Below are 24957 nucleotides of genomic sequence, written 5' to 3' on the forward strand. Positions count from 1 at the left end.
CACCACCCGCTTTCCACGAACCCCGCACCCCGCACCCAAAACGACAACGACGCCCCGCCGTTCTGACAACCACCAGCCTGGCAACGTCCAAAACCGACCCAGCGAGCTCAATCGCGCGTCACGCTCTTGTCGGCATGCACTACGCCCGACACACCGCGCGGGCAACACCGGACGGTTGACGACAGCGGCCGTTTCGGCAACCACCGTCTCCGCACCGTGCGCGAGCTGATCCAGGTCCGGGTCGGCCTCCCCCGCATGGAACGCGCTGTCCGCGAGCGAAACGCCAAACAACCGGCTTCCCAGCGCCCGACGCGGCTCAGTCGCGCGACCTCAACCCCGCCGACCCCAGAGCACCCGGCTTCCCACCACCCAAGACAGCTCAGTCGCGCGTCGGCCCGCACTACACGCGACGCTGCGCGGTCAACCTCAACACGGCCAAGCGGACTGCCAGAACGCCCAGCCTCCCACCCCAACGCAGCTCAACCGCACACCGCGCCCCCACCGTCCCCCAGACCGCAACCGGCCGACAATCCCAGCGCCACCAAACAAACCCACCAAGCACACCGCCAAAACACCGGCCCAACACCACCCGAAACGCCCCGATTTCACCGAGCTCCACATCCAGCCTGACTGCCCCTGAAGGCCACCTTCAGGGACCTAGACGCCCCAAAAGTTCCCTTCACGACACCGCCTGCCCGACGGGTGCAGCAACCAGCCCAACCCGACGTCGTAAGTGATCCGCGAAAAGAGAAAAGACCGGCGGCGAACGGACCGGGTCACGTCCAGTGGGTGCGATGGGCCAGCCAGCCGCGGGTCGCCGCCGCCAAGCGCCGCTGCGCCGCGCGGACTCCACTGGTCGCGGGCGGCTCGGGCAGACGGCAACTACGTTCGGCGTGCCCGGCCAGCGCGACACCGAACGCGGTGACAGCCCACGTCGGTACACCGGCCAATGCGGGGCGACGGCGGATCAGGCGATCGACGTTGGCGGGGTCATGGCCCGCGTCCAGCAGGTGGGGCACCAGTGCGACCAGGTCCAGCCAGCCCGCGCCCTTCGCCGGGTAGCGCCAGTTTGTCACCAGTACGCGGCCGGGGCCCGTTCTGACCAGATTCTCCGGCTGGATGTCGTTGTGCAGCAACGTTTCCCCCGCTGCCCATGGGTGCCAGGACGTCTCCAACGCGGCCAGCGAGTCGAGGTTCCGGGTCGACCAGTCGTCGAGGTCGCCGGGCGGGTCGGCCCGCAGTTCGTGCCAGCCGCGCAGGAGCGGGCCGAGGTCGTCGAGCGCGTCCGGGGCCTCCGGGAGCGGGGACGGCGTCAGTGTCCTGCCCAGCGCGCCGATGGCCGCCAAGGCCGCGGACAGGTCTGGGGAGCCGGGTCGCAGATTGGGCCGGGTGCCTTCGAGGTCGGCGAAGACCAGGACCAGCCAGTCGTCGTCCACAGTGGACAAGAGACGGGGCACGGGGGCAGCGGCGGGCAGCCTGACGGCCACCGCGGCTTCGGTCCGGTAACCGCCGGACCTGGGGCTCCTCGCGGGCAGCGCCTTGACGTACACCCAGCGCCCGTCTTCGAGCTGGAGCCTGGCAGCGAGCCCGCCCTCGAACTCCGGCGACTGCCGCAGCGAACGCCGCACCACCGAGCCCAGCTCACGCTCCACGGCCTCGCGGACGTGGCCCGGCAGGTCGTGCCAGCTCAACCGTGCCGACACCGCCGCCGTCACCAACACCCCCCCGCACACCGTCCGTGTGAAGCAAGACTACCGAAATTTCACACGAACGAGTGAGCGATTAGCCGACGGGCAGGACGTATCCGGCCCAGCGGTCCGTGACGCGGTAGCCACAGCGCTCGTACACCCCGAGCGCACTGTGGGCGTTGTCGACGTCGACGTTCAGGGCGTACCGCTCGAACCCGGCCTCCGTCGCCTTCGCCATGGTGTACCCGAGCAGGGCCGTCGCCACGCCGCGGCCGCGCAAGGACGCACGGGTGCCGACGTAGTTGACATACAGCTCCTTCACCCCGGTGATGGCCGCCTCGGACTCGTAGAACGAGCTCAGCACGAACGCCACGACCTCGTCACCGGACGGGGAGAGCAGCAGGAACGACAGGTCGCGGCGGAAGTCCTTGGAACCGGTGACCAGATGCCGCCAGTTCTCCGGCGACTGTTCGGTGCTGCCCCAGTGCCCGGCGAAGATGTCGTTGCGCGCCAGCCGGGTGAGCTCCTCGTACTTCTCCTCGTGGGCGACCAGCGGAAGCTCCGGAGGCAATGGCTGCACGGGCGGCAGCGTGCCCGGCTCGGTCCGCATATCGACAAAAGTCCGCTGGTGCTGGTATCCGGCCGCCGCGAGCACTTCGGCGAACCAGCGCTGGTTCTCGTGCGCGCTGCTGTGCAACTCCAGCGGCGCGTCGGGGAAGGCAGCCAGGTGAAGCAGGCGGCCTGCCCTGAGGAACCAGTCGGTCAGGTGATGGCCCACCGCCTCGCTCCGGTGGTCCGGATGCATCAGGGCTTCGAGCCTCGGCATGTGCACCGGGTCCGCCGCGTCGCGCGGGCGGACCAGCCCGTAGCCGACCAGCCGGTCACCGGCCCAGGCCGCCGTCGAGCCGTCGAGGAGGTTGATGCTGGGGCCGTCGAACTGCTCCCGCAGGTCCTCGGCGCTGTAGTGCTCGCCGGTCGGCTCGGCGGCCTCGGCCTCGGCGAACACGACGGCGAGGGCATCCATGTCGGCCGGGGTGAGCGGGCGCCAGGTCAGTTCCATGGCGCCGAGGCTAGGCCGGACCCGCCGGGGCGCGCATCCGGATTTCGGGCGGATTACGCTGACGGAGTGCTGGTGCTCCTCCCTCCTTCCGAGACCAAGGCCGACGGCGGCGACGGGCCGCCGCTGGACCTGGACTCGCTGTCGCGCCCCGAGCTGACGCCGACCCGGCGCAAACTGGCCGAAGCGCTGGTCGAACTGTCCTCGGACGTCCCGGCGAGCCTCGTCGCGCTCGGCATCACCGAGCGCCAAGCCGACGAGGTCACCCGCAACGCGGCGTTGTGGACGGCGCCGACGATGCCAGGGCTGCACCGCTACACCGGCGTGCTCTACGACGCGCTCGACCTGAAGAGTTTCCGCAAGCCCGCGCTCGCCAAGGCCGAAAGCCGCCTCGCGGTGGCGTCCGCGCTGTTCGGCGTGGTGACCGGCGCGGACCGGATCCCGGCGTACCGGCTTTCCGGCGGCAACTCGCTGCCCTCGCTCGGCACCCTGCGCAGCGTGTGGAAGCCCGCGCTGGAGCCGGTGCTGCGCGGCATCGACGGGCTCGTCGTGGACCTGCGCTCAGGCACCTACGCGACGCTGGCCAAACTGCGGCCGGACGCGGTGACCGTGCGAGTGGTCACCGCGGACGCGGCGGGCAACCGCACGACGGTCAGCCATTTCAACAAGGCATACAAGGGAAAGCTCGCGGCCGTGCTGGCCAGGGCGCCGCGCGAACCGTCCACTGTGGAGCAGCTGCTCCGGGTGGCCTCCCGCGCCGGCCTGACGATCGAGCGCAGCGGCGAGTACGAGCTGGAGCTGCTCACCGGGGACTGAACCGCCCCACGCCGTACGCACCGAGGTCGAATTCGGATGGCTCTCCGAGCGCGAGTCCGGCGACGAGGCTGCCGGTGTACGGCCCGATGGTGAGCCCTGCCGGGCCGAAACCGGTGGCCAGCAGCAGCTCCGGATGCCCAGGGACGGCGCCGATCACCGGCAGTCCGTCGGCGGTGGCGGGCCGGAAACCGACCCTGGTCTCCAGCAGCGTCGCGTCGGCCAGGCCCGGCGCCACGGCGAGCGCGTGCTCGAGGACCTCCCGCTGCCCGGCGGCGGTCACCCGGTGGTCGAAACCGGTGCCGGTCTCGCGGGTGGCGCCCGCGACCACCCGGGAATCCCCGAACGCGAGCAGGTAGTGGCTCGACGGCGGCAGCACCACCGGCCACCGGGCGGTGTCCACGCCGGGCAGCCCGAGGTGGGTGATCTGCCCGCGGCTCGGGTTCACCCCGCTGGAAACGCCAAGCGGTGCCAGCAGTTCCTCGGTCCACGCGCCGGTGGCGACGACTACGACGTCCGCCTCGATGGTCTCGCCGGGGATCTCCGCCCCGGCCACCCGGCCGCCGCGGAGCAGCAGTTTCGCGTCGCCGTTCACGAGCCGGGTGGTCGTCCGGCTCGTCGCCGACGCGAGCAGCGCCGCACTGAGCCGCCTGCCGTCGACCCGCCCGGAACCTTCGACGTGCACGGCCCGCAGATCCGGCGCCAACGGGGGAAAGAGCTCACGCGCCTGCGCCGAATCGAGCCGTGTGACGGCCCCTGCCAGCGGATCGGCGACCGCGCGGTCACGGAGCTTCGTCTCCAGCCCGGCCAGCTCGGTGTCGTCCGCGGAGACCATCATCCCGCCCATGACCTCGAACGAAGTGCCGGTCTCGCCCTCCTCGGCGAGCAGGCGGACTATCTCGCGATAGTGCGCGGCGCCTTTGACGGCCAGCCGGTACTCGTCCTCGTCCCGTCGAGTGGTCCACGGGCTGACGATGCCCGCGCCCGCGGCGGTGGCCTTGCCTGGCTGGTCACGGGCGAGCAGCACCACCTCCACACCCCGCCTGGCCAGATGGAAAGCGGTCGAAGTCCCGGCGATCCCGGTACCGATCACAAGCACGCGCATGACCTCACCCTGCACTGCTCGGACGATCACGTCGAACCGGTGCCGGACATTAGTTCCGTACCCGTACCTGCCTGCTCCCCGATTGCTAGCCCACGGGCGGTCACCGGAAAGTGACTTCCAGCGACCTGGAAAGGAATCACCGTGAAAAGAACACAACGGGTACTGGGGTTGTTCGCACTGAGTCTGGCGGCCCTGTCCGTCCCAGTGCTGGGCGATGTCGCGGGAGCGGCCGAACCGGCCAACGCCCAGGCTGTCGCGCCGATCGGGGACGCGCACATCCCCGGGAGCACCGGCGCGCACTCGAACTTCATTGGCGGCGAAAAGGCCTCGGTCAAGGACTATCCCTTCATCATCGGCGGCCTGCGGGCGGGCGGGCCGCGGCCGAAGGGCGAGACCTGCACCGGCTCGGTCGTCGCGCCGCGCAAGATCATCATCGCCGCGCACTGCAAGGCGGCCGAGGGCACGAAGACGTTCCTCTACGGCTTGGACGACCTGCAGGTCGGGACCGGCACGACCGTCGGCGTCGTCAGCTACGTCACCCACCCGAAGTACGTCAACTTCGACCAGGGCTACGACGTCGCGGTGGTCACCACCGACGCCGACATCCCGGTGCCCGCCGGTGGTTTCGCCAAGATCGCGACTACGGCCGACACCGACCTCAACAAGCCCGGTCAGGACGGCCTCGGGCTGGGCTACGGCAAGAAGGACTTCAACGACGACTCGAAGGACGTCACCCTTCAGAAGATCACGCTGCCCATCGTCAACGGCACGAGCCAGTGCACGGGCGTCGGCGCGGGCTTCCAGGACGCGACGATGGTGTGCGCCGGGTACAGCGACGGCCACAAGACGATCCTCCCCGGTGACAGCGGCGGACCGTTGATCGTGGGCGGCAAGATCGTCGGCCTCGCGTCTTGGAGCCGTAGCGACTTCAAGTGGTACAGCGTCTACAGCCGCCTGAACAACGACATGGGCGACTGGGCCGTGCAGCAGGTCGGCGGTGACCCGCAGCCGAGCGACAGCTTCACCCTCGCGGCGTCACCCGCGTCGGTGAAGGTCGACCCCGGCAAGTACGTGTCGGCGACGATCACCAGCAAGGCGGGCAAGAACGGCAGCGAGAACGTCGCCCTGACCGCGTCGGGCCTGCCGGACGGCGCGAAGGCCACCTTCCAGCCGTCGAGCATCAACTCCGGTGACACCGCCAAGGTGACCATCGAGACCGCGGCGAACACCCCGGAGAAGGACTACACGGTCACGATCTCCGGCAAGGGCACCACGGACACCGCCACCGCGACGCTCAAGCTGACCGTCGGCAAGGGCGGCGAGCCCCCGGTCGGCGACCTGACGGTGGCGGTGACCCCCGGCAGCGGCTCGAGCAAGCCGGGCTTCTTCACCAACGCCACCGTTTCGGCCACCGGCGGCACCGGCACCATCACGCTTTCGGCCTCGGGTTCCGGCCTGCCGATCGCACCGTTCTTCAACCCGCAGACGATCTCCACCGGCGGCAGCTCCACGATGCAGATCATCGCGCCGTTCCAGGCCGGCACCTACCCCATCACGGTGAAGGCGACCGACTCCGCGGGCAAGACCTCGACCACGACGTACACCCTGACCGTCCAGTAAGGGCAGTCCTCCTCCCCGAATACCCGCCCGGTGGGCTGCTTCGCAGGCAGCGGCCCACCGGGCTTCCTCACGCGTGGACGTCCGGTTCGACTGACCCTCAAGGCCACCATGACGGCGTTAGACGCTGTGAGGCCCGTCGCCGACGAGGCAACGGCGCCCTAGAAGAGACAGTGGCCTTCAGGGACCACCGGAACGGACGTCAGGGGCGCAGGAGGGACATGGCGGCGTTGTGGCCGGGGATGCCGCTGACGCCGCCGCCGCGGGTGGCGCCCGCGCCACAGAGCAGGATGCGCGGGTGCGCGGTCTCGACGCCCCAGCGGCCCGTGCGGCCGGGTTCGGCGTAGGGCCAGGACAGGTCGCGGTGGAAGATGTGCCCGGCGGGCAGCGCCAGCTCGACCTCCAGGTCCAGCGGGGTTTTCGCCTCGACGCAGGGGGTGCCGTCCGGGGCGGTCCACAGGCAGTCCTCGATCGGCTCCGCCAGCACGCTGTTCAGCGAAGCCAACGTCGCTCGCAACGCCTCCGCGCGAGCTTCGGAGTTCCGGCCGCGGAACAGCCGCGCGGGCATGTGCAGGCCGAACAGCGTCAGCGTCTGGGCACCCGCCGCGCGCTCGGCGGGGCCGAGGATCGACGGGTCGGTCAGCGAATGGCAGTAGATCTCGCAGGGCGGCGACGCCGGGATCCTGCCCGCGTCAGCCTCCGCGTACGCCGTGGCCAGCTGCTCGTAACCTTCGTTGACGTGGAACGTGCCACCGAACGCTTCTCGTGGGTCCACAGTGGAATCACGCAGTCGCGGCAGCCGCGTCAGCACCATGTTCACCTTGAGTTGAGCGCCTTCAGGCGCCTCCGTGGGCTCCTCGCCCAGCAGCCGGGCCAGTACCGGGGGCGCGACGTTCGCGAGCACGTGAGCACCGTGGACGACGTGCTCGACGTCGTCGAGCCGGTAGCGGACTTCGCCGTCCGGGTCGACCGACAGCACCTCCGCGCCGGTCACGAGCCGCGCCCCGGCAGCCCGTGCGACGTCGGCGAGCGAGCCGGTGACCGCGCCCATCCCGCCGACCGGCACGTCCCAGTCGCCCGTCTCGTTGCCGATCACGTGGTAGAGCAGGCAGCGGTTCTGCCGCAGCCCGAGGTCGTCGGCGGCGGCGAAGGTCCCGATCAGGGCGTCGGTCAGCACGACCCCGCGGACGGTGTCGTCACCGAAATCCTCCTGGAGCGTCTCGGAAATCGGCCGCTCGAACAGGGCCGACCACGCCCGGTCGTCGTCGATCCGCGCGCGGAGTTCTTCCTTGCCCGGCAAGGGTTCTGTCAGGGTGGAGAACGTCCGCTCGGCGACGCGGGCGGTCATCGCGTAGAAGCGGCGCCAGGCGTCGAAGTCGCGGGGAGAGCCGGTGAGCGCGGCGAACGACGCGGCCGTTCTGGCCTCGTCACCGGTGTCGACCAGCAGGCCGGAGTCACCCACCGGGGTGTACGAGGACATCCGGCGGCGGCGTAGGTCGAGGCTCAGCCCGAGATCGGCGATGATCTTACGCGGCAACAGGCTGACCAGGTAGGAGTACCGCGAAAGCCGCACGTCGACGCCGGGAAACGCCCGGAACGAGACCGCCGCCCCGCCGACCTCGCGCCCCCGCTCCAGCACCAGGACCGACCTCCCGGCCCTGGCCAGGTAGGCCGCCGCGACCAGCCCGTTGTGCCCGCCACCGACGACCACGACCTCAGGCGAATCCACCCGAGTCCTCCCCTCACCGTGCCGCTGAAGGCCACCACTGTCCCAAAAGGCCCGTCGCCTCGTCGGCGACGGGCCTGCCGGACTCTAACGCCCTCATGGTGGCCTTCAGGGACTTGCGGGGACAGCGGACTAGAAGGTGATGGTCAGCCCGTCGATCGAGCCGGTGTCGAACTTGTAGATGTCCTGGACCTGCAGCTTCCAGGTGCCGTTGGCGCTCTCGGCCGAGGCGTCCACGGTGTAGTTCTCGTGCACACCGGTCGCGACGCCGACGCCGCCTGCCTTCTTGAGCCGGTAGACGGCGCCGCTCGGGCCGACCAGGTCGACGACGAGGTCGGCGGTGTAGGTGTGGCTGATGTCGACCTTGACCGGCAGCGTGGCCGAGGCCTTGCCGTCGCAGCCGTCCTGGGTCACCGAGCTGGTGACGGCGTCACCGGCGTCCGGGATGGCGACCGGGGTGGTGTTCGACTTCGCGCCGCACTTCGGCGCCGGTCCGGTGCCGCCGATGAACGAGACGTTGAGCAGCTTGTTCGCCGAGCCGCTGCCCGCGTTCTTGATGACGCCGTCGGTCGCGCCGCCGACCAACGCGTCCCGCACCTGCTGGGCGGTCGCGCCGGGGTTGGCGGACAGGTAGAGCGCCGCGGCGCCGGTCACGTGCGGGGTCGCCATGGACGTCCCGCTCATGTTCGCGCTGCTGCCGTTGGACAGGCCGAGCGAGGTGATGTTGTTGCCCGGCGCGAAGATGTCCGTGCAGGTGCCGTAGTTGGAGAACGACGCGCGGTTGTCGTTCTCGTCCGAGGCGTTCACCGTGATGGCCTCCGGCACGTGCGCCGGGCTGGTGTTGCACGCGTCGGTGCTGGAGTTGCCCGAGGCGACGGAGTAGACGACGCCCGAGGCGATCGACTTCTTCAGCGCGTCGTCGCCGACACCGACGGCGTCCATGGTGAGACTCATGTTCGCCACGGCCGGCTTGGCGGCGTTCGTGGTCACCCATTCGATGGCGTCGACCGCGGCCGAGTCCGGGCCGTTGCCGGAGCAGTCGTTGCCGAGGACCTTGAGCGCGACGATCTTGACCTTCTTGGCCACGCCGTAGGTCTTGCTGCCGATGGTGCCCGCGGTGTGCGTGCCGTGGCCGTTGCAGTCGGTGCCGTTGCCGCCGACGAAGTCCTTGCCGACGCTCGCGCGGCCCTCGTACTCCGGGTTGTCGGCCTTGATGCCGGTGTCGAGGTCATACGCCGTGACACCGGTGCCGGTGTTGGGATAGGTGTACTTCTTGTCCAGCGGCATGGCCTTCTGGTCGATCCGGTCCAGCCCCCAGGTCGGGTTGGCCTGCGTGTCCGTGGCGCGCGCGGTGCCGTCCTGGTAGACGGTCTTGACCGCCGGGTCCGCGGCGAGCTTGCGGGCCTGCGCCTCGGTCAGGTGCTTGACGGAGAAGCCGTGGATCGTCGCGGTGTAGGTCGATCGCAGCTCACCGCCGTAGCTCTGCGCCAGCGAGGCCGAGGAGGACTGGATCCCGGTGGCACTCAGTCCCTCCTTGAGCACCACGATGTACTGGTCGCCGTAGTGCTGCTTCGCTTGCACGACAACACCTTCGGGCTCGGCCGCGATCGACGTCCCGGCACCGAGCGCGCACAGCGAACCCAGTAGCCCGAGCGTGAGCAGAGATTTTCCCGTTTTACGCATCAGAAAGTCACCCCGAAACTGTCGATGGAGCCGGTGTCGAACTGGTAGACGTCCTGGACCTGGAGTTTCCAGGTCCCGGAACGGTTCTCCGCCGAGGTGTCGACGGTGAAGCTCTTGGTGAGGTCGACGGCGCTCTCGCCACCGGCCCGCTTGAGGTTGACGACCTTGCCGCCGGGCGTCACCAGGTCGATCTTGAGGTCGCCGGTGTAGGTGTGCCTGATCGCGACCGAGACCGTCGTCGCGGCGGTGCCCTTGCCGTCGCACGAACCGATGGTCACCACGCTGGTGACCGCGGCGCCCGCGTCCGGGATGGCGACGTCGTCGGCGTTCGTCGCGCCGGAGCACGAGGGCGGGTTCGGCGTGCCGCCGAGGAAGCCGGTGTAGAGCAGCTTGTTCGGCGAGCCCTTGACGTCGGTGATCTTGCCGGGGGTGGCGTTGTCGAGCAGCGCCTTCGCGACGTCCGCCGGGGTCGCGCCCGGGTTGGCGGTCAGGTAGAGCGCGGCCGCGCCCGCCACGTGCGGGGTCGCCATCGAGGTGCCGCTCATCTGCTGGGTGCCGCCGCCGTTGCGCACGGAGGTGATGTTGCTGCCGGGCCCGAAAAGGTCCGTGCAGCTCCCGTAGTTCGACGACTGCGACGAGTTGAAGATCGAACGCTTGTCCGCGGCGTCGCTCGCGGCGACGGTGATGGCGTCGGGTGTCCTGGCTGGCGAGACGTTGCACGCGTCCTGGCCCTCGTTGCCCGCGGCCACGGTGGTGGTGATCCCGGCCCGGATCGCGCCGTTGACGGCCTTGTCGACGCTGTCGTCCGCGCCGCCGCCGAGGCTCATGGTGAGCACGGCGGGCTTCTTGGCGTTCTTCGCCACCCAGTCGATCCCGCTGATGATCTGCGAGTACTGGCCGCTGCCCTGGCAGTTGAGCACCCGGACGGCGACGACCTTCACGCCCTTCGCGACGCCGTAGGTGTTGCTCCCGACAGTGCCCGCCACGTGCGTGCCGTGCCCGAAGCAGTCGGAGGCGTCGCTGTCGTTGTCGATGAAGTCGTAGCCGCTGCTCGCGCGGCCGCCGAACTCCGGCTGCCGGTAGTCGACGCCGGTGTCGACCACGTAGACGGTGGCCCCGTCGCCCTTGTTGGCGTAGTTGTACCTGTTGTCGACCGGCAGGTCCTTCTGGTCGATCCGGTCCAGACCCCAGGTGGGATCGTTCTGGACGTCGGAGACCCTGGCCGTCCCGTCCTGCTCGACGGAGGCGACGGACGAGTCCGCCGCGAGCCGCTTGGCCTGCGCTTCGGACATCTTCGACGAGAACCCGCGCACAGCGGTGTCGTAGGTGAGCTTCACCTGACCGCCGTAGGCAGCCGTCAGCTCGCCTGCCTTCGCGGTGACAGCCTGCGTGTCCTTCAGGAGCACGAGGTAGCTGTCCGGCACGGCGCCGGGCACACCCGCGTGGAGGATCTCCCCCGCCGGGGCCGCCGTCGCCGGACCGGCGAGCGCGACGGACGCGAGGGCACAGGCCCCGGCCGCGAGAATCGCGCCCGCGACTCGCCGGGATCGATGGTGTTCGCGCATCAACAAGCTCCGTTCACTAGGTGGACTTCACTCGAACAGGTGGTTCACGTCAGCTCTGGCGGCGAGACGACCTGTGACCGACAGCCACATGTCCCTCACTCTTGGGGTTTGCCACCTGCACGAACAAGCGAGGCACCACTCAGTAGGGCTACGTAACTATTGGAAAAATCCCGCCCCCTACGAAAGTTCCGTGACTGTCCGCATGGGTTCCGTCATCCTTCGGAGCGTCCTAGGCTGCGTTCACCCGAACAGGGCGGTTTGGGTGCCGTGTCGCATTCCCTGTGTCCGCGCCGCAGGTCGCGGGGGGAATGCCGGAGCGTGACTCGCGAGCGGGAGCGGACGATGATGAGCAACTCGGTGATCGAAGATCAACTGGGCCGGACGGGCATCAGACGGACGAGCTCGCCGGTGCTGGTCGGCCGGACCATGGAGCTGCACGCCCTCGTCTCGGCCGCTGTCCGGCCGCCGTCGGTGATCATGCTCGACGGCGAGGCGGGCGTCGGCAAGACACGCCTCGTCAACGAGCTGCTGCGCCGTCCCGAGCTGGGTGGCCACCGCGCGCTGGTCGGCCACTGCCAGCCGCTGCGCGAGCCGTTCCCGTACGGCGCGGTGTTCGAAGCGCTCGGCGACCTTGGCGACAGCCTCATCGGCGTCCCGCGGCTGAGCCCGCTGACCGGGGTGCTGCGGCCCTATCTGCCCGAACTCGCCGGTTTCCTGCCCGAGCCGCCGCCCCCGCTCGGCGATCCGCGGGCCGAGCGGCACCGGCTGTTCCGGGCGGTCCGCGAGCTGCTCGGCGCACTCGGCCCGCTGCTGCTGGTGATCGAGGACCTGCACTGGTCCGACGACGGTTCGCGCCAGCTGCTGCGGTTCCTGATGGCCGAGCCGCCGGACGGGCTGAGCCTGCTGCTGACCTACCGCCGCGAAGAGGTCCCTGGCGGCATCCCGCTCGGCGCCGCCCACCGCCCCGCCGCGGGCACCACGAGCATGCTCGTCGAGCTCCGGCCGCTGGACGCCGAAGGGGTGCGCAGCCTCGCGACCGCGTTGCTCGGCGACCGCCCGGTGTCGGTCGAGTTCGCCGCGCGGCTGCACGAGCGGACCGCCGGAATCCCCTTCGTGATCGAGGAAACCCTTTACGCCCTGCGCAATCCCGAGGGCGCGGTGCACGCCGACGGGGCGACCGCGCGGCGGCTGCTCGACAACGTCGAGGTGCCCGCGCTGCTGCGGGAGGCGACCATCGAACGCCTCACCGGCCTGCCACTGACCGCCAGGAAGATCACCGAGGCCGCCGCCGTGCTGGGCGTCGGGTCGACCGCCGAGATGCTGGCGGCCGTCGCGGGCCTGCCACCGGCCCGCGCACGGCAGGCGCTGGTGCTCGCGCTGGACCGCAACGTCCTCATCGAGGGCCCCGACTGTCACTACGGCTTCCGGCACGCGCTGGCGCAGCAGGCGGCGTACGGCACCATCCCCGGGCCCGACCGCCAGGAACTGCACCGGCGGGCCGCGCGGCTGCTGGCCGAAGGCGTGCCGCAGGCACTGGTCCGGCTCGCCGAGCACAGCCGCAAGGCGGGCAACCCGGTCGACGCCGTCCGCTACGGCGAGGCCGCCGCCGACCGGGCGATCGCCGTCGGCGACCTCGCTTCGGCCACGGACCTGCTCAGCTCGCTGCTGACCGAGCCGGGCCTCAAACCGTCGGCTGTGGACCGGCTGGCCATCAAGCTCAGCGGGGTGGCCTGCAACGGGATCTCGCAGCACGACGTCCGGTCGACGCTGGAAAACCTGCTGACCGACCACCGGCTGTCCGGTCGGCTGAGCGGCGAAATCCGGCTGAGCCTGGGATTGCTGCTGATCCGCGAGGCCGGCGGGCTGGAAGCGAGCCGGGTCGAGATCGAACTCGCCGTCAACGACCTCGCCGACCGGCCGGATCTCGCGGGCCGCGGGATGGCCGTGCTCGCCCAGCCGTGGGTCGGCTCGACCCCGCTGCGCGAGCACCGGCGCTGGCTCGACCGGGTCGACACGCTGATCGACGAAGCCACCGATCAGGGCCTGGTACTCACCCTGATGGCCAACAACATCGCGTCGCGGCTGCACATCGGCGACCCGCGGGCCTGGACGATGCTGGAGCGGGTGCCGGCAAGAGTGACTTCGGTCGATCAGCAGCGGCAGCTGGCCAGGCTGCACTGCAACGTCGCGGACTCCTGCGCGTGGATCGGCCACCACCGCCGGGCGGCCAGCATGTTGCACAGCGGCATGCAGCTCGCCGCGGACTGCGGCGCCCCGTATGTGGTGAGCACCGCGCGGGCGACCCGCGTGCACGTCGACTGGCTCAGCGGGCACTGGGACGGGCTCGCCGACCGCGCGCACACACTGGTCGAGGAGTACCGCGACCTGCTGCCGGTGACCAGTGAGCTGGCGCTGGTGCTCGGGCTCCTCGCGGCCGCGAGGGGCGAATGGGACCGCGCGGCGACGCACTTCGCGGGCACCGCGGTGGACCAGCCGGAGAACGCGTTCACCCCCGTGGTGATCGCCGCGCACGGCGGGCTGGCCGGGATGCTGCTGTCGCAGGACGAGCCGGAGGCCGCCGCGGTGCGGGCCGATCGCGGGCTGGATCTGTTGCGCGGCAAGGGTGTCTGGGCCTGGGCCGGGGAGCTGGTGCCGGCCGCGGTGGAGGCCTACTGCCGGACGGGACGGGCGGCACGGGCCCGGGAGCTGATCGCGGAACTCGAACGCGAGATCAGCGAGCTGGACGCACCGATGTCGCGGGCCGCGCTTTCGCTGTGCCAGGGGATCCTGGCCGCCAAGGACGTCCAGTTCGCCGACGCGGTGAAGTTCCTCGACGACGCCAGGGCGCGGTACGAGCGGCTGCCCGCGCCGTACCACGCGGCGCTGGCCGCCGAGCGCGTCGCGCGCTGCCGCCTGGACAGCGGCGAGAGCGACGCGGCGGACGCGTTCAGCGCGCTGGCCGAGGTGTTCGACCGGCTCGGCGCCACCCGCGACGCCGCGCGGTGCCGTCACGCGTTCCGTTCCACGGGCGCGGTCGCCCCGTCACGGCGCGGACGGCGTGGGTACGGCGACGAGCTCTCGCCACGGGAACGCGACGTCGCGCGCCTGCTGTCCGAAGGGCACACGAACCGGGAGATCGCCGAGGTCCTGTTCCTGTCCCGGCGGACGGTGGAACAGCACGTCGCGAGCGTCCTGCGGAAGCTGAAGGTCCGGTCCCGCGGCGAGCTGCTGGCGGGCTGAGGTAATTCGGTTGCGACGGTCCGGGAGGGCCGGTCAGACTGTGGGCAGTGCCGGCAGGGAGCCGGGCGGTGTGTCAGGGAGGTGCCTCGTGTTGATGACTGTCCGGGGCGTTCGACGCCCCCGCCCCTTCGCCCCACGAGGCTGAGCGCGTAGCCGCTCCCGGTGGGGCACCCCTGAATCAGGAGACCTCACCAGTGCGTCAGCACGAAGACTTCGAAGACCTGCAAGACCAGCCATCGCGTCGCAAGGGCTCTAGACGGGCCCGCTTCGACGACGAACCGGCACCCTCCCGCAGCGGCCGTCTCACCGAGGACGAACGCGGCAGGCTCGCGCGCCTGCGGGAAGACGCCTACACCGAGACGGCCATCCCCTGCGGAGCCGACCGCTGGAGCACCTGGGACGACGCCGAACACGGCCCGGCGCCGCTGCCGGGCTGGGTGATCACCGAGCTGGCCGCGGTCGACACCGACCTCGGCGTGCTCAAGACCGGCAAGGAGGCCGACGTCCACCTGCTGCGGCGGGAGCTGCCCGGCGGGTCGAAGAACACGATCCTCGCGGCCAAGCGGTACCGCAGCGACGAACACCGGCTCTTCCACCGCGACGCCGGCTATCTCGAAGGCAGGCGCGTGCGCCGGTCGCGGGAGATGCGGGCGATGGAGGGCCGGACCGCGTTCGGCCGCAACCTGATCGCCGAACAGTGGGCGGCGGCGGAGTTCACCGTGCTGAGTCGCTTGTGGACGGTCGGGGCGCCGGTGCCCTACCCCGTCCAGCGCCACGGCACGGAACTGCTGATGGAGTTCCTCGGCGACGCGTCCGGTCAGGAAGCGGCCCCGCGGCTGGCGCAGCTGCGCCCGGAGCCGGACGAGCTGACCGAGCTCTGGCACCAGACGACCGGGATGCTGGAGCTGCTTGCCGCACAGGGGCTCGCCCACGGTGACCTTTCGGCGTACAACCTCCTGGTGCACCAGGGTCACCTGATGGTGATCGACCTGCCACAGGCTGTCGACGTCGTGGCCAACCCGAGCGGGCTCGAGTTCCTGGCGAGGGACGTCGCCAACATCGCGGGCTGGTTCCACGCGAGGGGCCTCCCGGAGCAGGTCAGCCGGACCACGGAACTGGTCTCCGAGCTGCGCGAGATCGCCGGACTGCGCTGATCGGGCGGCACCGGCTGGGTCGCGGGTCAGAGACCCTGCACACAGTTGGTGCCTCCCGTTGGGCAGGCGGGAGACCGTCCGGTACAGTAGTAACAGACCGCAACCGGCGGCGTGGATGAGTTGGTGTCCGTCGCCTCCAAAGCCAGCTGAATTGGCTCGCGGTATTCCATGTAAGCCAAATGGCGCGCGGTGTCATGCAGACGCGGTGTGCCGGGTTCGTCCCTGTGAACGCCCTCAGCACACCATCTTGCCCCCCAGCGCGCGGGCAGCCGGGCCTCCCTGTGACGTGCCACGTCCGAGAGGTATCTGTGACAGTCACGTTCAACTCCGACACCACCCCGTCGGAGCGTCAGCACCGCAAGCCGAGCACCCGCCCCGTGGGTGACGACTTGCTTCACAACAGTGGCGTCGAAGACGTCCAGACTCAGACCTTCGCCGAGCTCGGCCTTCCCGAGCCGCTGCTGAAGGCGCTGGCCGAGGCCGGCATCACCTCGCCGTTCCCGATCCAGACGGCCACCATCCCCGACGCGATGGCGGGCCGCGACGTCCTCGGCCGCGCGCAGACCGGTTCCGGCAAGACCCTCGCCTTCGGCCTGGCGATGCTGGCCCGGCTCGCGGACGACCGCGCCAAGCCGAAGCGCCCCCGTGCGCTCGTCCTGGTGCCGACCCGCGAACTGGCCATGCAGGTGGCGGACTCGCTCACCCCGCTGGCCAAGTCGCTCGGCCTCTGGTGCCGCACGGCCGTCGGCGGCATGGCGTTCGCCCGCCAGGCCGACGCGCTCAACCGCGGCGTCGACCTGCTGATCGCCACCCCGGGCCGCCTGTCGGACCACGTCCGCCAGGGCACCGCGATCCTCAGCGAGTGCGAGTTCATCGCGCTCGACGAGGCCGACCAGATGGCGGACATGGGCTTCATGCCCCAGGTCCGCGAGATCCTTGACCTCACCCCGCGTGACGGCCAGCGTCTCCTGTTCTCCGCCACCCTCGACGGTGACGTCGACCGGCTGGTCCGTGCGTACCTGCACAACCCGGTCACCCACTCGGTCGCCCCGTCGACCGCGTCGGTCACCACCATGGACCACCACGTGCTGCAGGTCTCCCACCAGGAGAAGCAGGACGTCATCACCGAGATCGGCGCCCGCGACGGCCGGACGATCATGTTCGTCCGCACCAAGCACCACGTCGACCGCCTCACCGAGCGCCTGCGCGAGCAGGGCGTCCACGCGGCGGCACTGCACGGCGGCAAGACCCAGGGTCAGCGCAACCGCGTGCTCTCGGACTTCAAGGAGGGGCACACCCCGGTGCTGGTCGCCACCGACGTCGCCGCCCGCGGCATCCACGTCGATGACATCTCCCTGGTCCTGCACGTGGACCCGGCCGCCGACCACAAGGACTACCTGCACCGCGCGGGTCGTACGGCTCGCGCCGGCGCCTCCGGTGTCGTCGTCACGCTGGTCACGCACGACCAGCGACGCATGGTCCGCCGGATGACCGACCGCGCCGGCGTCCGCGCCGAGCAGACGGTTGTCCGGCCGGGTGACGCGGAGCTTTCGCGCATCACCGGTGCCCAGCAGCCCAGTGGCGAGCCGGTCATCGAGCGTCGCCGCGAGTCCCCGCGTCGCAGCGGTGGCGGCCGTGGTTACGGCGGCGGCGGTGGCGGCTACCAGGGTTCGCGTGAAGGCGGTCGTCCCAGCGGCGGCAGTGGCTTCGGCGGCCGTGGTCGTCAGCCGCGTTACGGCAGCGGTGGCGGCGCCGGTTCCGGCGGCAGCGGCCGCCCGAGCCGCGGCCCGCGTCGCAGCTTCGACAGCTAAGCACCACCCCGTCCGCCCTTAGCGGACACGAACGGCGGGCACGCCCGGGTCAGCACCACACCCGGCCGTGCCCGCCGTTTTCGCGTCCCCATCACGCGAGACGGCAGTCCAATCACGTGAGACGGCAGGCCAATCACGCGAGCCGTCTCCCGGATCACGCGCACCGTCCGCCAATCACGCCGTCGCCCCCAGCCTCCGCCACCCACCCACCTGTGTCCGCCTGCTGCGACGGCCAACACGCGGACACATGCCCGTGCTGGCCGTTTCTCGCGTCGTGTTTACCGAACGTGGAACGCGGACGCGTGTGCGTAGAACGCCGACACGCGTGACGGGAATGCCGACACGCGTGATTGGGGGGACGTCAGGCGGGATGGGGGCTCCGGGACGGCCGTCACTGTCTGGCATGCGTTCCTCCAGGGGTCTGCGTTCAGCGGCTCGGCGCGGGTGCGAGACTGCGGGATGTGAACGCACCTGGTCCCGCTCTCCCGCAGCTGCCGCCCGAGCAGGTCTTCGACTGGCTCGACACCGAGGCGGAGAAGCGAGCGAGCGCTGGGCTGGTCCGCAAACTCCGCGCCCGTCCGGCGCAGGCGAATGAGCTCGATCTCGCCGGGAACGACTACCTCGGCCTGGCCAGGGACAAGCGGGTCGCCGGTGCGGCCGCCGCGGCGGCGTTGCGCTGGGGCGCCGGGGCCACCGGGTCCCGCCTCGTCACCGGCTCGACGGAGCTGCACGCCGAGCTCGAACACGAGCTCGCGCGATTCTGCGGCGTCCAGGCCGCGCTGGTGTTCTCGTCCGGTTTCGCCGCGAACCTCGGCGCCGTCACCGTGCTGTCCGGCGCCGACTCGGCGATCGTCACCGACAAGTACATCCACGCGTCGCTGATCGAGGGCTGCCGACTGTCCCGCTCGGACGTCGCCGCGGTCAGCCACAACTCGCCAGAGGCGATCAAGCACGCGCTGTCCACCCGCCGCAAACCGCGGGCGCTGGTGGTCACCGACTCCGTCTTCTCTGTCGACGGCGACCTCGCGCCGCTGGCGGAACTCGCCGGGATCTGCCGCGAGCACAGTGCCGCGATGCTGGTCGACGACGCGCACGGCTTCGGCGTCATCGGCGAGGGTGGCCGGGGCGCGGTGCACGCCGCGGGGCTGAGCGGCGACCCCGACGTCGTCACCACCATCACGCTTTCGAAGGCGCTGGGCGCGCAGGGCGGGGCGGTGCTCGGGCCGCGCCGGGTGATCAAGCACCTCATCGACACCGCGCGCAGCTTCATCTTCGACACCGCGCTCGCCCCGGCCAGCGCAGCCGCCGCGCTGGCCGCGCTCGGCGCGCTCAAAGCCGAGCCGGAGCTCGCGACCAAGGTGCAGGAAAACGCCGGAAACCTTGCCATGCAACTGAAATCGGCCGGTTTCCGGGTGAGCCTCCCGGACGCCGCGGTGATCTCCGTGCAGGCGCCCTCCCCCGAAGCCGCTGTCGGCTGGGCCGAGGCCTGCGCCGAAAAGGGCGTCCGGGTGGGCTGTTTCCGGCCGCCTTCGGTGCCGGACGGCATTTCCCGGCTGCGGCTGACCGTCCGCGCGGACCTCAAGGAGTCCGATGTGGACAAAGCCGTTCAGGTGATCACGGAGTGCGCGCCACCCGGCGCCACATCGTGATGTGCGGGATGTCGTCCTCATCGGTGAACTCTTCGCCCTCGGGTACGAACCCGAACTTCGCGTAGAACCCCTGGACGTACGTCTGCGCGTCCAGCACCCAATCGACGTCGTCACCACCGGCCAGCGCGGCCTTCATCAGTTCGGCCGCGAGCCCGCGCCCGCGCGCGTCTTCGGCCGTGCAGACCCGGCCGATCCGCCGCACGCCGCCGGGGTCGGCGAGCACCCGCAGGTACGACTCGACCTGCTCGCCGCCCACCCAGAGATGACGGGTTTCGGGGAGCAGGTCGCGCCCGTCGATCTCCGGGTACGCCGCTTTTTGCTCGACCACGAAGACGTCGACGCGCAAACGGAGGATCGCATACAGTTCGGTGGCGGTCAGTTCGCCGCCGTCACGGGATTCGGGAGTCACTCCCCCTGATTAGCACACCGGCCGTTCAGCCCAGCAGGCGCGACCGCGACTGGTTCCTGATGTCCTCGGCGAACGCGGACACCTTGGTGTACACGCCCGGTTTGCCCGCCTTGGCACAACCGTCGCCGTACGAGACGATGCCGATCAGCGTGTCACCGACGACCAGCGGGCCACCCGAGTCGCCCTGGCAGGCGTCGGTGCCGCCCTGCGCGTAGCCGGCGCAGGTCATGATCTCCGCGTTGTAACTCTCGTAGCTCGAGGCGCAGGAGCCGCCGATGATCGGGACCACGGCCTTGCGCAGGACGTCCGAGCGGGCGCCGCCGTCCTCGACGCGGCCCCAGCCGAGCACGGTCGCCTTGGTGCCCTCGGCGTAGAGGTCGGCGTTGCTCCCGTCGGCGACCTTGGCCGGGCGGTATGGCAACTGGCCGCGGACGGTCAGGACCGCGATGTCGTCGCCCTTGGTGTAATCGGTGTAGTCCGGGTTCACCCAGACCTTGGACACCCGGAACTCCGAACCGTTGCTGGTGCGCTTGTCCTGACGCCCCGCGACGACACGGGCTTCGGAGGCCTTCACCGCCAGCGCGCAGTGCGCCGCCGTCGCGACCGCGGACGAGCTGACGATCACCGCGCCGCAGTACTGGTTGCCGGACGAATCCGCCAGGTAGACGGCGTACGGGTAGTCGGACAGCGAGGCCACGTTGCCACCGACGATGCGGGGCTGGGCAGCGGACGAAGGGCTTTCCGGGGCACTGTCCTGAGCTGCCGCATTGCCGACGGCGACCGCCGCGAACGCGACCGTGGCGAGGAGCGCGCCCCCCGCGAGCAGCGTCGTACGGCGTGACTTCTTCGGCATGGAGGTTCCCTTCAGCAGACGACACCGTTCGGGAGTCATCCGACTCCAGCGCGTAAACAGGTGACCGTTAATACCCTAATCGGAGACTGCCCGAAACGGTGTCACTGAATCGGGTGGAATACGTGCTCACCCAGCGCTTCTGCCAAGCTGGCATACGTGCGGAAAACGGTCACGGTACTGCTCACGGGAGTGTTCGCCTTCGGGCTGTTGTCGTGCTCGGCGCCGATGCGGCCGCAGCAATCCCCTGCACCAGCACCATTTTCACCCTCGGCACCGGCGTCGAGCAGCACCTCTGCTCCACCCCCGAGTAGCCCGGCGAGCGCCCCGCCGAAGACGTCCTCACCGCCGCCGCGGACGTGGCAGGTGGGCGCGCATCCGCTGCCCCGCGGCAAGGACGGCTTTGGTCAGGTCCTCCCCACGCCACCCGAACTAGTGAATCGCGCTCTCCCAACGCGCGATTCACTACCACCACCATCGGGTGACCACTACAGCGCGACCGCCGTCTCCGTCCCGCCGGAGGTGCTCGCCCGGAGCACGTGGCAGGCGGCCTGCCCGGTCAAGCTGATCGACCTGAAGTACCTGACGATGTCGTTCTGGGGCTTCGACAGCCGGGCGCACACCGGCGAGATGATCGTGAACGCGTCCGTGGCCGACGGGGTGAGGAACGTCTTCCGGCAGCTGTTCGCCGCGCGCTTCCCGCTGGAGGAGATGCGCGTCACCAGCCCACCCGAGCTGACCGCCGTCCCGACGGGTGACGGCAACGACACCAGCGCGTTCGTCTGCCGCCCGGCGAGGGGGCTGACGACGTGGTCCGCACACGCCTACGGGCTGGCCGTCGACCTGAACCCGTTCTGCAATCCCTACACCAAGGGCGCTTTGGTGCTGCCCGAACTGGCCTCGGCCTACGTCGACCGCGCGCGGGTGCGGCCGGGGATGGTGCTGATGGGGGACGCCACGGTCAAGGCGTTCACCGGGATCGGCTGGACCTGGGGCGGGAGCTGGACGAACCCGAAGGACCGCATGCACTTCAGCGCCACCGGGGGCTGATCCGGGTGGGAACAAGTCGTCACCCGATCGAGTTCTTTAGACTTGAGCGACAACCACACCGGAGGATGACCGTGAGGATGACAGCGTGCCCCACTACGACCTGCTGATCGTCGGCACGGGATCGGGCAACTCGATCCTGGACCCGCGTTTCGCGGACAAGAAGATCGCGATCGTGGAGAAGGGCACGTTCGGCGGCACCTGCCTCAACGTGGGCTGCATCCCGACGAAGATGTTCGTGCACACCGCGCACGTCGCCGCCACCCCCGCCTCGTCGTCGAAGTTCGGCGTCGACGAGGAGCTGACCGGGGTCCGCTGGCGCGACATCCGCGACCGGATCTTCAACCGCATCGACCCGATCGCGGCGGGCGGGCGCGAGTACCGCGTCGAGCACGACGACAACAAGAACGTCACCGTGTATGAGGGCGTAGGCCGCTTCACCGGGCGCAAAGAGCTCAGCGTTTCGTACCCGGACGGCCGCCCGGCCGAGACGCTCACCGCGGACAAGTTCGTGCTCGCGGCCGGTGGCCGGGCGGTCATCCCGGACGTGCCGGGACTCGACGACGTCGACTACCACACCTCCGACACGGTGATGCGGCTCGACGAGCTGCCCGCCAGCATGGTGATCCTGGGCGGCGGGTACATCGCGGCCGAGTTCGCGCACGTGTTCGCGTCGTTCGGGGTGGCCGTCACCGTGGTCAACCGTTCGGGTGCGCTGCTGCGCTCGGAGGACGAGGACGTCAGCAAGCGGTTCACCGAGCTGGCGGCCGAGACGTTCGACGTGCGGCTGAACCGCAAGACCGTCCGGGCGCGCAAGACCGCGACAGGGGTGGCACTGGACCTGGAGGGCCCGAAGGGCGCCGAGACCGTCGAAGCCGGGCTGCTGCTGATCGCCACCGGGCGCACGCCGAACTCCGACATCCTCGACGTCGCCGCGACCGGGGTGACCACAAGGGACAGTGGGCACGTGGTCGTCGACGAGTACCAGCAGACCGTGGTCGAGGGGATCTACGCGCTGGGCGACCTTTCCTCCACCTACGAGCTCAAGCACGTCGCGAACCAGGAAGAACGCGTGGTGCAGCACAACCTGCTGAACCCCGACTCACCGGTCAAATCGGACCACCGGTTCGTGCCGCACGCGGTGTTCACGTCGCCGCAGGTCGCGGCGGTCGGCCTCACCGAGCAGGCGGCCCGCGAGCAGGGCATCTCGTACGTGACCTCGCACCAGGACTACGCGGGGATCGCTTACGGCTGGGCGATGGAGGACACCACGGGCTTCGCGAAGCTCCTGGCCGACCCGGCGACCGGCAGGCTGCTGGGCGCGCACATCATCGGCCCGCAGGCGTCGTCGGTGATCCAGCCGCTGATCCAGGCGATGAGCTTCGGCCTCGACGCCCGCAGCATGGCCCGCGGCCAGTACTGGATCCACCCGGCGATGCCTGAGCTGGTCGAGAACGCCCTGCTGAACCTGCCCCTGGACTAGGGGAAGGTCCCTGAAGGCCACCTTCACGGCGTAAAACGCCGTGAAGGTGGCCTTCAGGGGCAGTCAGACGTAGCGGGGGCGTCCGGCCAGCGCGCCCATCACCATCTGCGCGACGAACACGCCGAGCATGAGCAGCCACGGGACGGTCCAGCCGCCGGTGACGTCGTGCAGCAGGCCGAACAGGAACGGGCCGACAGCGGCCAGCAGGTAGCCGAAGCCCTGCGCCATCCCGGACAGCCGCGCGGTGTCCTCGCCGGTCTTCGCCCGCAGCGCGATCACGGTCAGCGCCAGGGAGAACACGCTCATCCCGAGGCCGACCAGCACGCTCCACAGCAGCGGCGCGGCGGCGGGAGCCACCATCAGCCCGACCATGCCGGCGAAGCCGAGCACACCCAGGCCGACGATCCACCGGCTCTGGCTGCGCTGACGCGCGGCCATCGGCGCCACGATGAGGCTGATCGGGACGGCGATCAGGGACATCAGGCCGAGCAGCAGGCCGGACTCGCCCTTCGTGATCCCGGCGTCCATCAGCACCTCGGGCAGCCAGCCCATCACGACGTACGCGAGGAAGGCCTGGAAGCCGAAGAACAGCGTCACGATCCAGGCGAGCGGGCTGCGCAGCAGCGAGCGGCCGGAACCCGCGGCGCCCGGTTCGGCGGCGGGCGCACGGCCGGTGCCGCGAGCTGCGAGAATCCACACGCCCAGCGCCACCGCCGCCAGCACCGACCAGCTGCCGAGCCCGATCCGCCAGCCACCGAAAGCGTCGCTCACCGGCGGGGCGACCGACGAGCCGAGCGCGCCGCCGCCCTGCAACGCGGCGGTGTAGACACCGGTCATCATGCCGACACGAGCGGGGAAGGACCCCTTGATGACCACCGGGATCAGCACGTTGATCAGGGCGATCCCGGCCGTCGCGACCAGGGTCCCGCCGAGCACCACGTACGGCCCGTCGAGCACGCGCAGGACCAGGCCCGCGGTCAGCACGGCCAGCGCGACCGAGATCGCGGCGCCGATGCCGAACCGCCGGGACAGCAAGGGCGCGGCCAGTCCCGCGCCCGCGAAACAGAGGCCGGGCAGCGTGGTGAGCACGCCCGCCCAGGTCGCCGAGGCGCCGAGCGAGCCCCGCATCTCCCCCAGCAGCGGCCCGACGCTGGTGATGGCCGGGCGCAGGTTCAACGCCGTCAGCACCACCGCGATCGCGAGCAGGACACCACCCGCCATGACCCCGGCCCGGTTGCCCGGTTCGGTCTCCAAGGCACCGTCAAGTTCGAGTTCAAGGCCGTGGGCGTACGAAGAGTCTGAGTCACGGGATTCGACGGTCACACGAGCTACTATGACATACGTAGGATGATTGGATGAAGGGATAATCCTGTGCCATTGGCCACGACACGCCGGGCAGGCCTGGTCGACCAGGTCATCGAGCAGCTCCGTGCCGCCGTCACGCAGGGGGAATGGGCAATCGGCAGCCGCGTCCCGACCGAACCGGAACTGGCGACCCAGCTGGGCGTCGGGCGCAACACCATCCGCGAGGCCGTACGCGCGCTCTCCCACACCGGCATCCTCGAAGTCCGGCAGGGCGACGGCACCTACGTGCGCGCCACGAGCGAGGTGTCCGGCGCGATCCGGCGGCTGTGCGGCTCGGAGCTCAAGGAGGTCCTGCAGGTCCGGCGGACCCTGGAGGTCGAAGGCGCCCGGCTGGCCGCCGCCGAGCGCACCGACGCGGACCTCGATGACCTGTGGGCATTGCTCGAACGCCGCGACGTGGAGCAGCAGGAGCACCGGCTGGACGACTTCGCGCGCACTGACGCGGAATTCCACTTCACCGTCGTCCGCTGCGGGCACAACACGCTGCTGACGGAGCTCTACCGCGGGCTCAGCGAGGTGATCGCGGCGAGCGTCGCCGCGACGAACGACGACCCCGAACACGCCGAGACCATCAAGCACCGCGGGCTCGTGGAGGCCATCGCGGCGCAGGATCAGGCGCGCGCGGCGGCGGAGGCGTCGGGCTTCCTGGACGAACTGCTGGCCCGCCTTGAAGACTCGTGAGTGGTGGGGGCGGG

The 24957-nt window shown here is 70.4% G+C and carries 19 protein-coding genes; 9 read left to right on the forward strand and 10 right to left on the reverse strand.

Annotated features, from left to right (window positions below; all coding sequences use genetic code 11):
* Window positions 1–776 precede the first annotated feature (776 nt).
* Window positions 777–1715, reverse strand: coding sequence for an aminoglycoside phosphotransferase (locus QMK34_RS38630; protein ID WP_326419748.1), 939 nt, complete (start codon window positions 1713–1715; stop codon window positions 777–779).
* A 67-nt stretch (window positions 1716–1782) separates the two neighbouring features.
* Window positions 1783–2748, reverse strand: coding sequence for a GNAT family N-acetyltransferase (locus tag QMK34_RS38635; protein ID WP_326419749.1), 966 nt, complete (start codon window positions 2746–2748; stop codon window positions 1783–1785).
* Between the two features lie 66 nt (window positions 2749–2814).
* Between QMK34_RS38635 and yaaA the strand changes: the two genes are divergently transcribed.
* On the forward strand, window positions 2815–3561 hold the full coding sequence (gene yaaA, locus QMK34_RS38640; RefSeq protein ID WP_326419750.1) for a peroxide stress protein YaaA: 747 nt from the start codon (window positions 2815–2817) through the stop codon (window positions 3559–3561).
* On the opposite strand, the gene QMK34_RS38645 is transcribed toward yaaA, so the two are convergent.
* Window positions 3548–4663 carry an NAD(P)/FAD-dependent oxidoreductase gene (locus tag QMK34_RS38645; RefSeq protein WP_326419751.1) on the reverse strand — a complete coding sequence of 372 codons (1116 nt, stop codon included), beginning with the start codon at window positions 4661–4663 and terminating at the stop codon, window positions 3548–3550. The two genes, yaaA and QMK34_RS38645, sit on opposite strands and share 14 nt — an antisense overlap.
* Before the next feature lie 141 nt (window positions 4664–4804).
* Between QMK34_RS38645 and QMK34_RS38650 the strand changes: the two genes are divergently transcribed.
* Window positions 4805–6283 (forward strand): trypsin-like serine protease, encoded by a 1479-nt coding sequence (locus tag QMK34_RS38650; RefSeq protein WP_326419752.1) that lies wholly within the window; start codon window positions 4805–4807, stop codon window positions 6281–6283.
* Between the two features lie 199 nt (window positions 6284–6482).
* Here QMK34_RS38650 and QMK34_RS38655 read toward each other — a convergent pair whose 3' ends face one another.
* The 3 genes from QMK34_RS38655 to QMK34_RS38665 form a co-directional block, all read right to left on the reverse strand.
* Window positions 6483–8009, reverse strand: a complete 1527-nt coding sequence (locus QMK34_RS38655) for a phytoene desaturase family protein (RefSeq protein ID WP_326419753.1) — start codon at window positions 8007–8009, stop codon at window positions 6483–6485.
* Between the two features lie 129 nt (window positions 8010–8138).
* On the reverse strand, window positions 8139–9689 hold the full coding sequence (locus QMK34_RS38660; protein WP_326419754.1) for a S8 family peptidase: 1551 nt from the start codon (window positions 9687–9689) through the stop codon (window positions 8139–8141).
* Window positions 9689–11254: a S8 family peptidase gene (locus QMK34_RS38665; protein WP_326419756.1), complete on the reverse strand. Its 1566-nt coding sequence runs from the start codon at window positions 11252–11254 to the stop codon at window positions 9689–9691. The genes QMK34_RS38660 and QMK34_RS38665 overlap by 1 nt, the downstream gene beginning before the upstream one ends.
* 318 nt (window positions 11255–11572) lie before the next feature.
* Here QMK34_RS38665 and QMK34_RS38670 point away from each other — a divergent pair, with 318 nt between their 5' ends.
* The 4 genes from QMK34_RS38670 to QMK34_RS38685 all read left to right on the forward strand — a co-directional run bounded on the left by QMK34_RS38670 (window position 11573) and on the right by QMK34_RS38685 (window position 19108).
* On the forward strand, window positions 11573–14494 hold the full coding sequence (locus QMK34_RS38670) for an ATP-binding protein (RefSeq protein ID WP_326419757.1): 2922 nt from the start codon (window positions 11573–11575) through the stop codon (window positions 14492–14494).
* A 194-nt stretch (window positions 14495–14688) separates the two neighbouring features.
* The gene (locus tag QMK34_RS38675) at window positions 14689–15648 is read left to right on the forward strand and encodes a serine protein kinase RIO (protein WP_326419758.1); all 960 of its coding nucleotides are present in this window, start codon (window positions 14689–14691) and stop codon (window positions 15646–15648) included.
* Between the two features lie 308 nt (window positions 15649–15956).
* Window positions 15957–17459, forward strand: coding sequence for a DEAD/DEAH box helicase (locus tag QMK34_RS38680; protein ID WP_326419759.1), 1503 nt, complete (start codon window positions 15957–15959; stop codon window positions 17457–17459).
* A 461-nt stretch (window positions 17460–17920) separates the two neighbouring features.
* Window positions 17921–19108, forward strand: a complete 1188-nt coding sequence (locus QMK34_RS38685; RefSeq protein ID WP_326419760.1) for an 8-amino-7-oxononanoate synthase — start codon at window positions 17921–17923, stop codon at window positions 19106–19108.
* Here the strand turns inward: QMK34_RS38685 and QMK34_RS38690 are convergent.
* The 3 genes from QMK34_RS38690 to QMK34_RS38700 all read right to left on the reverse strand — a co-directional run bounded on the left by QMK34_RS38690 (window position 19074) and on the right by QMK34_RS38700 (window position 20660).
* The gene (locus QMK34_RS38690) at window positions 19074–19517 is read right to left on the reverse strand and encodes a GNAT family N-acetyltransferase (RefSeq protein ID WP_326419761.1); all 444 of its coding nucleotides are present in this window, start codon (window positions 19515–19517) and stop codon (window positions 19074–19076) included. The genes QMK34_RS38685 and QMK34_RS38690 overlap by 35 nt on opposite strands.
* Window positions 19518–19542: 25 nt before the next feature.
* Complete coding sequence (locus tag QMK34_RS38695; RefSeq protein ID WP_326419762.1) at window positions 19543–20370, reverse strand: S1 family peptidase; 828 nt, start codon at window positions 20368–20370, stop codon at window positions 19543–19545.
* Between the two features lie 101 nt (window positions 20371–20471).
* Entirely contained in the window at window positions 20472–20660 is a 189-nt protein-coding gene (locus QMK34_RS38700) for a hypothetical protein (protein ID WP_326419763.1), read from the reverse strand.
* 73 nt (window positions 20661–20733) lie between these two features.
* Here QMK34_RS38700 and QMK34_RS38705 point away from each other — a divergent pair, with 73 nt between their 5' ends.
* Both QMK34_RS38705 and QMK34_RS38710 read left to right on the forward strand, forming a co-directional pair.
* Complete coding sequence (locus tag QMK34_RS38705) at window positions 20734–21417, forward strand: M15 family metallopeptidase (protein WP_326419764.1); 684 nt, start codon at window positions 20734–20736, stop codon at window positions 21415–21417.
* Window positions 21418–21502: 85 nt separating this feature from the next.
* Window positions 21503–22897: a mycothione reductase gene (locus QMK34_RS38710; protein ID WP_326419765.1), complete on the forward strand. Its 1395-nt coding sequence runs from the start codon at window positions 21503–21505 to the stop codon at window positions 22895–22897.
* A 63-nt stretch (window positions 22898–22960) separates the two neighbouring features.
* Here QMK34_RS38710 and QMK34_RS38715 read toward each other — a convergent pair whose 3' ends face one another.
* Complete coding sequence (locus QMK34_RS38715; protein ID WP_326419766.1) at window positions 22961–24220, reverse strand: CynX/NimT family MFS transporter; 1260 nt, start codon at window positions 24218–24220, stop codon at window positions 22961–22963.
* Window positions 24221–24268: 48 nt separating this feature from the next.
* Here QMK34_RS38715 and QMK34_RS38720 point away from each other — a divergent pair, with 48 nt between their 5' ends.
* Window positions 24269–24943, forward strand: a complete 675-nt coding sequence (locus QMK34_RS38720) for a FadR/GntR family transcriptional regulator (protein ID WP_326419767.1) — start codon at window positions 24269–24271, stop codon at window positions 24941–24943.
* The last annotated feature ends 14 nt before the right edge of the window (window positions 24944–24957 follow it).

Source organism: Amycolatopsis sp. H20-H5, from assembly GCF_035828755.1.
Taxonomy (GTDB): domain Bacteria; phylum Actinomycetota; class Actinomycetes; order Mycobacteriales; family Pseudonocardiaceae; genus Amycolatopsis.

Excerpts from the sequence above, each read along its gene's own strand:
- QMK34_RS38635 (WP_326419749.1), bottom strand. The coding sequence starts at position 2,748 with ATGGAACTGACCTGGCGCCCGCTCACCCCGGCCGACATGGATGCCCTC.
- QMK34_RS38645 (WP_326419751.1), bottom strand. The coding sequence starts at position 4,663 with ATGCGCGTGCTTGTGATCGGTACCGGGATCGCCGGGACTTCGACCGCT.
- QMK34_RS38660 (WP_326419754.1), bottom strand. The coding sequence starts at position 9,689 with ATGCGTAAAACGGGAAAATCTCTGCTCACGCTCGGGCTACTGGGTTCG.
- QMK34_RS38665 (WP_326419756.1), bottom strand. The coding sequence starts at position 11,254 with ATGCGCGAACACCATCGATCCCGGCGAGTCGCGGGCGCGATTCTCGCG.
- QMK34_RS38695 (WP_326419762.1), bottom strand. The coding sequence starts at position 20,370 with ATGCCGAAGAAGTCACGCCGTACGACGCTGCTCGCGGGGGGCGCGCTC.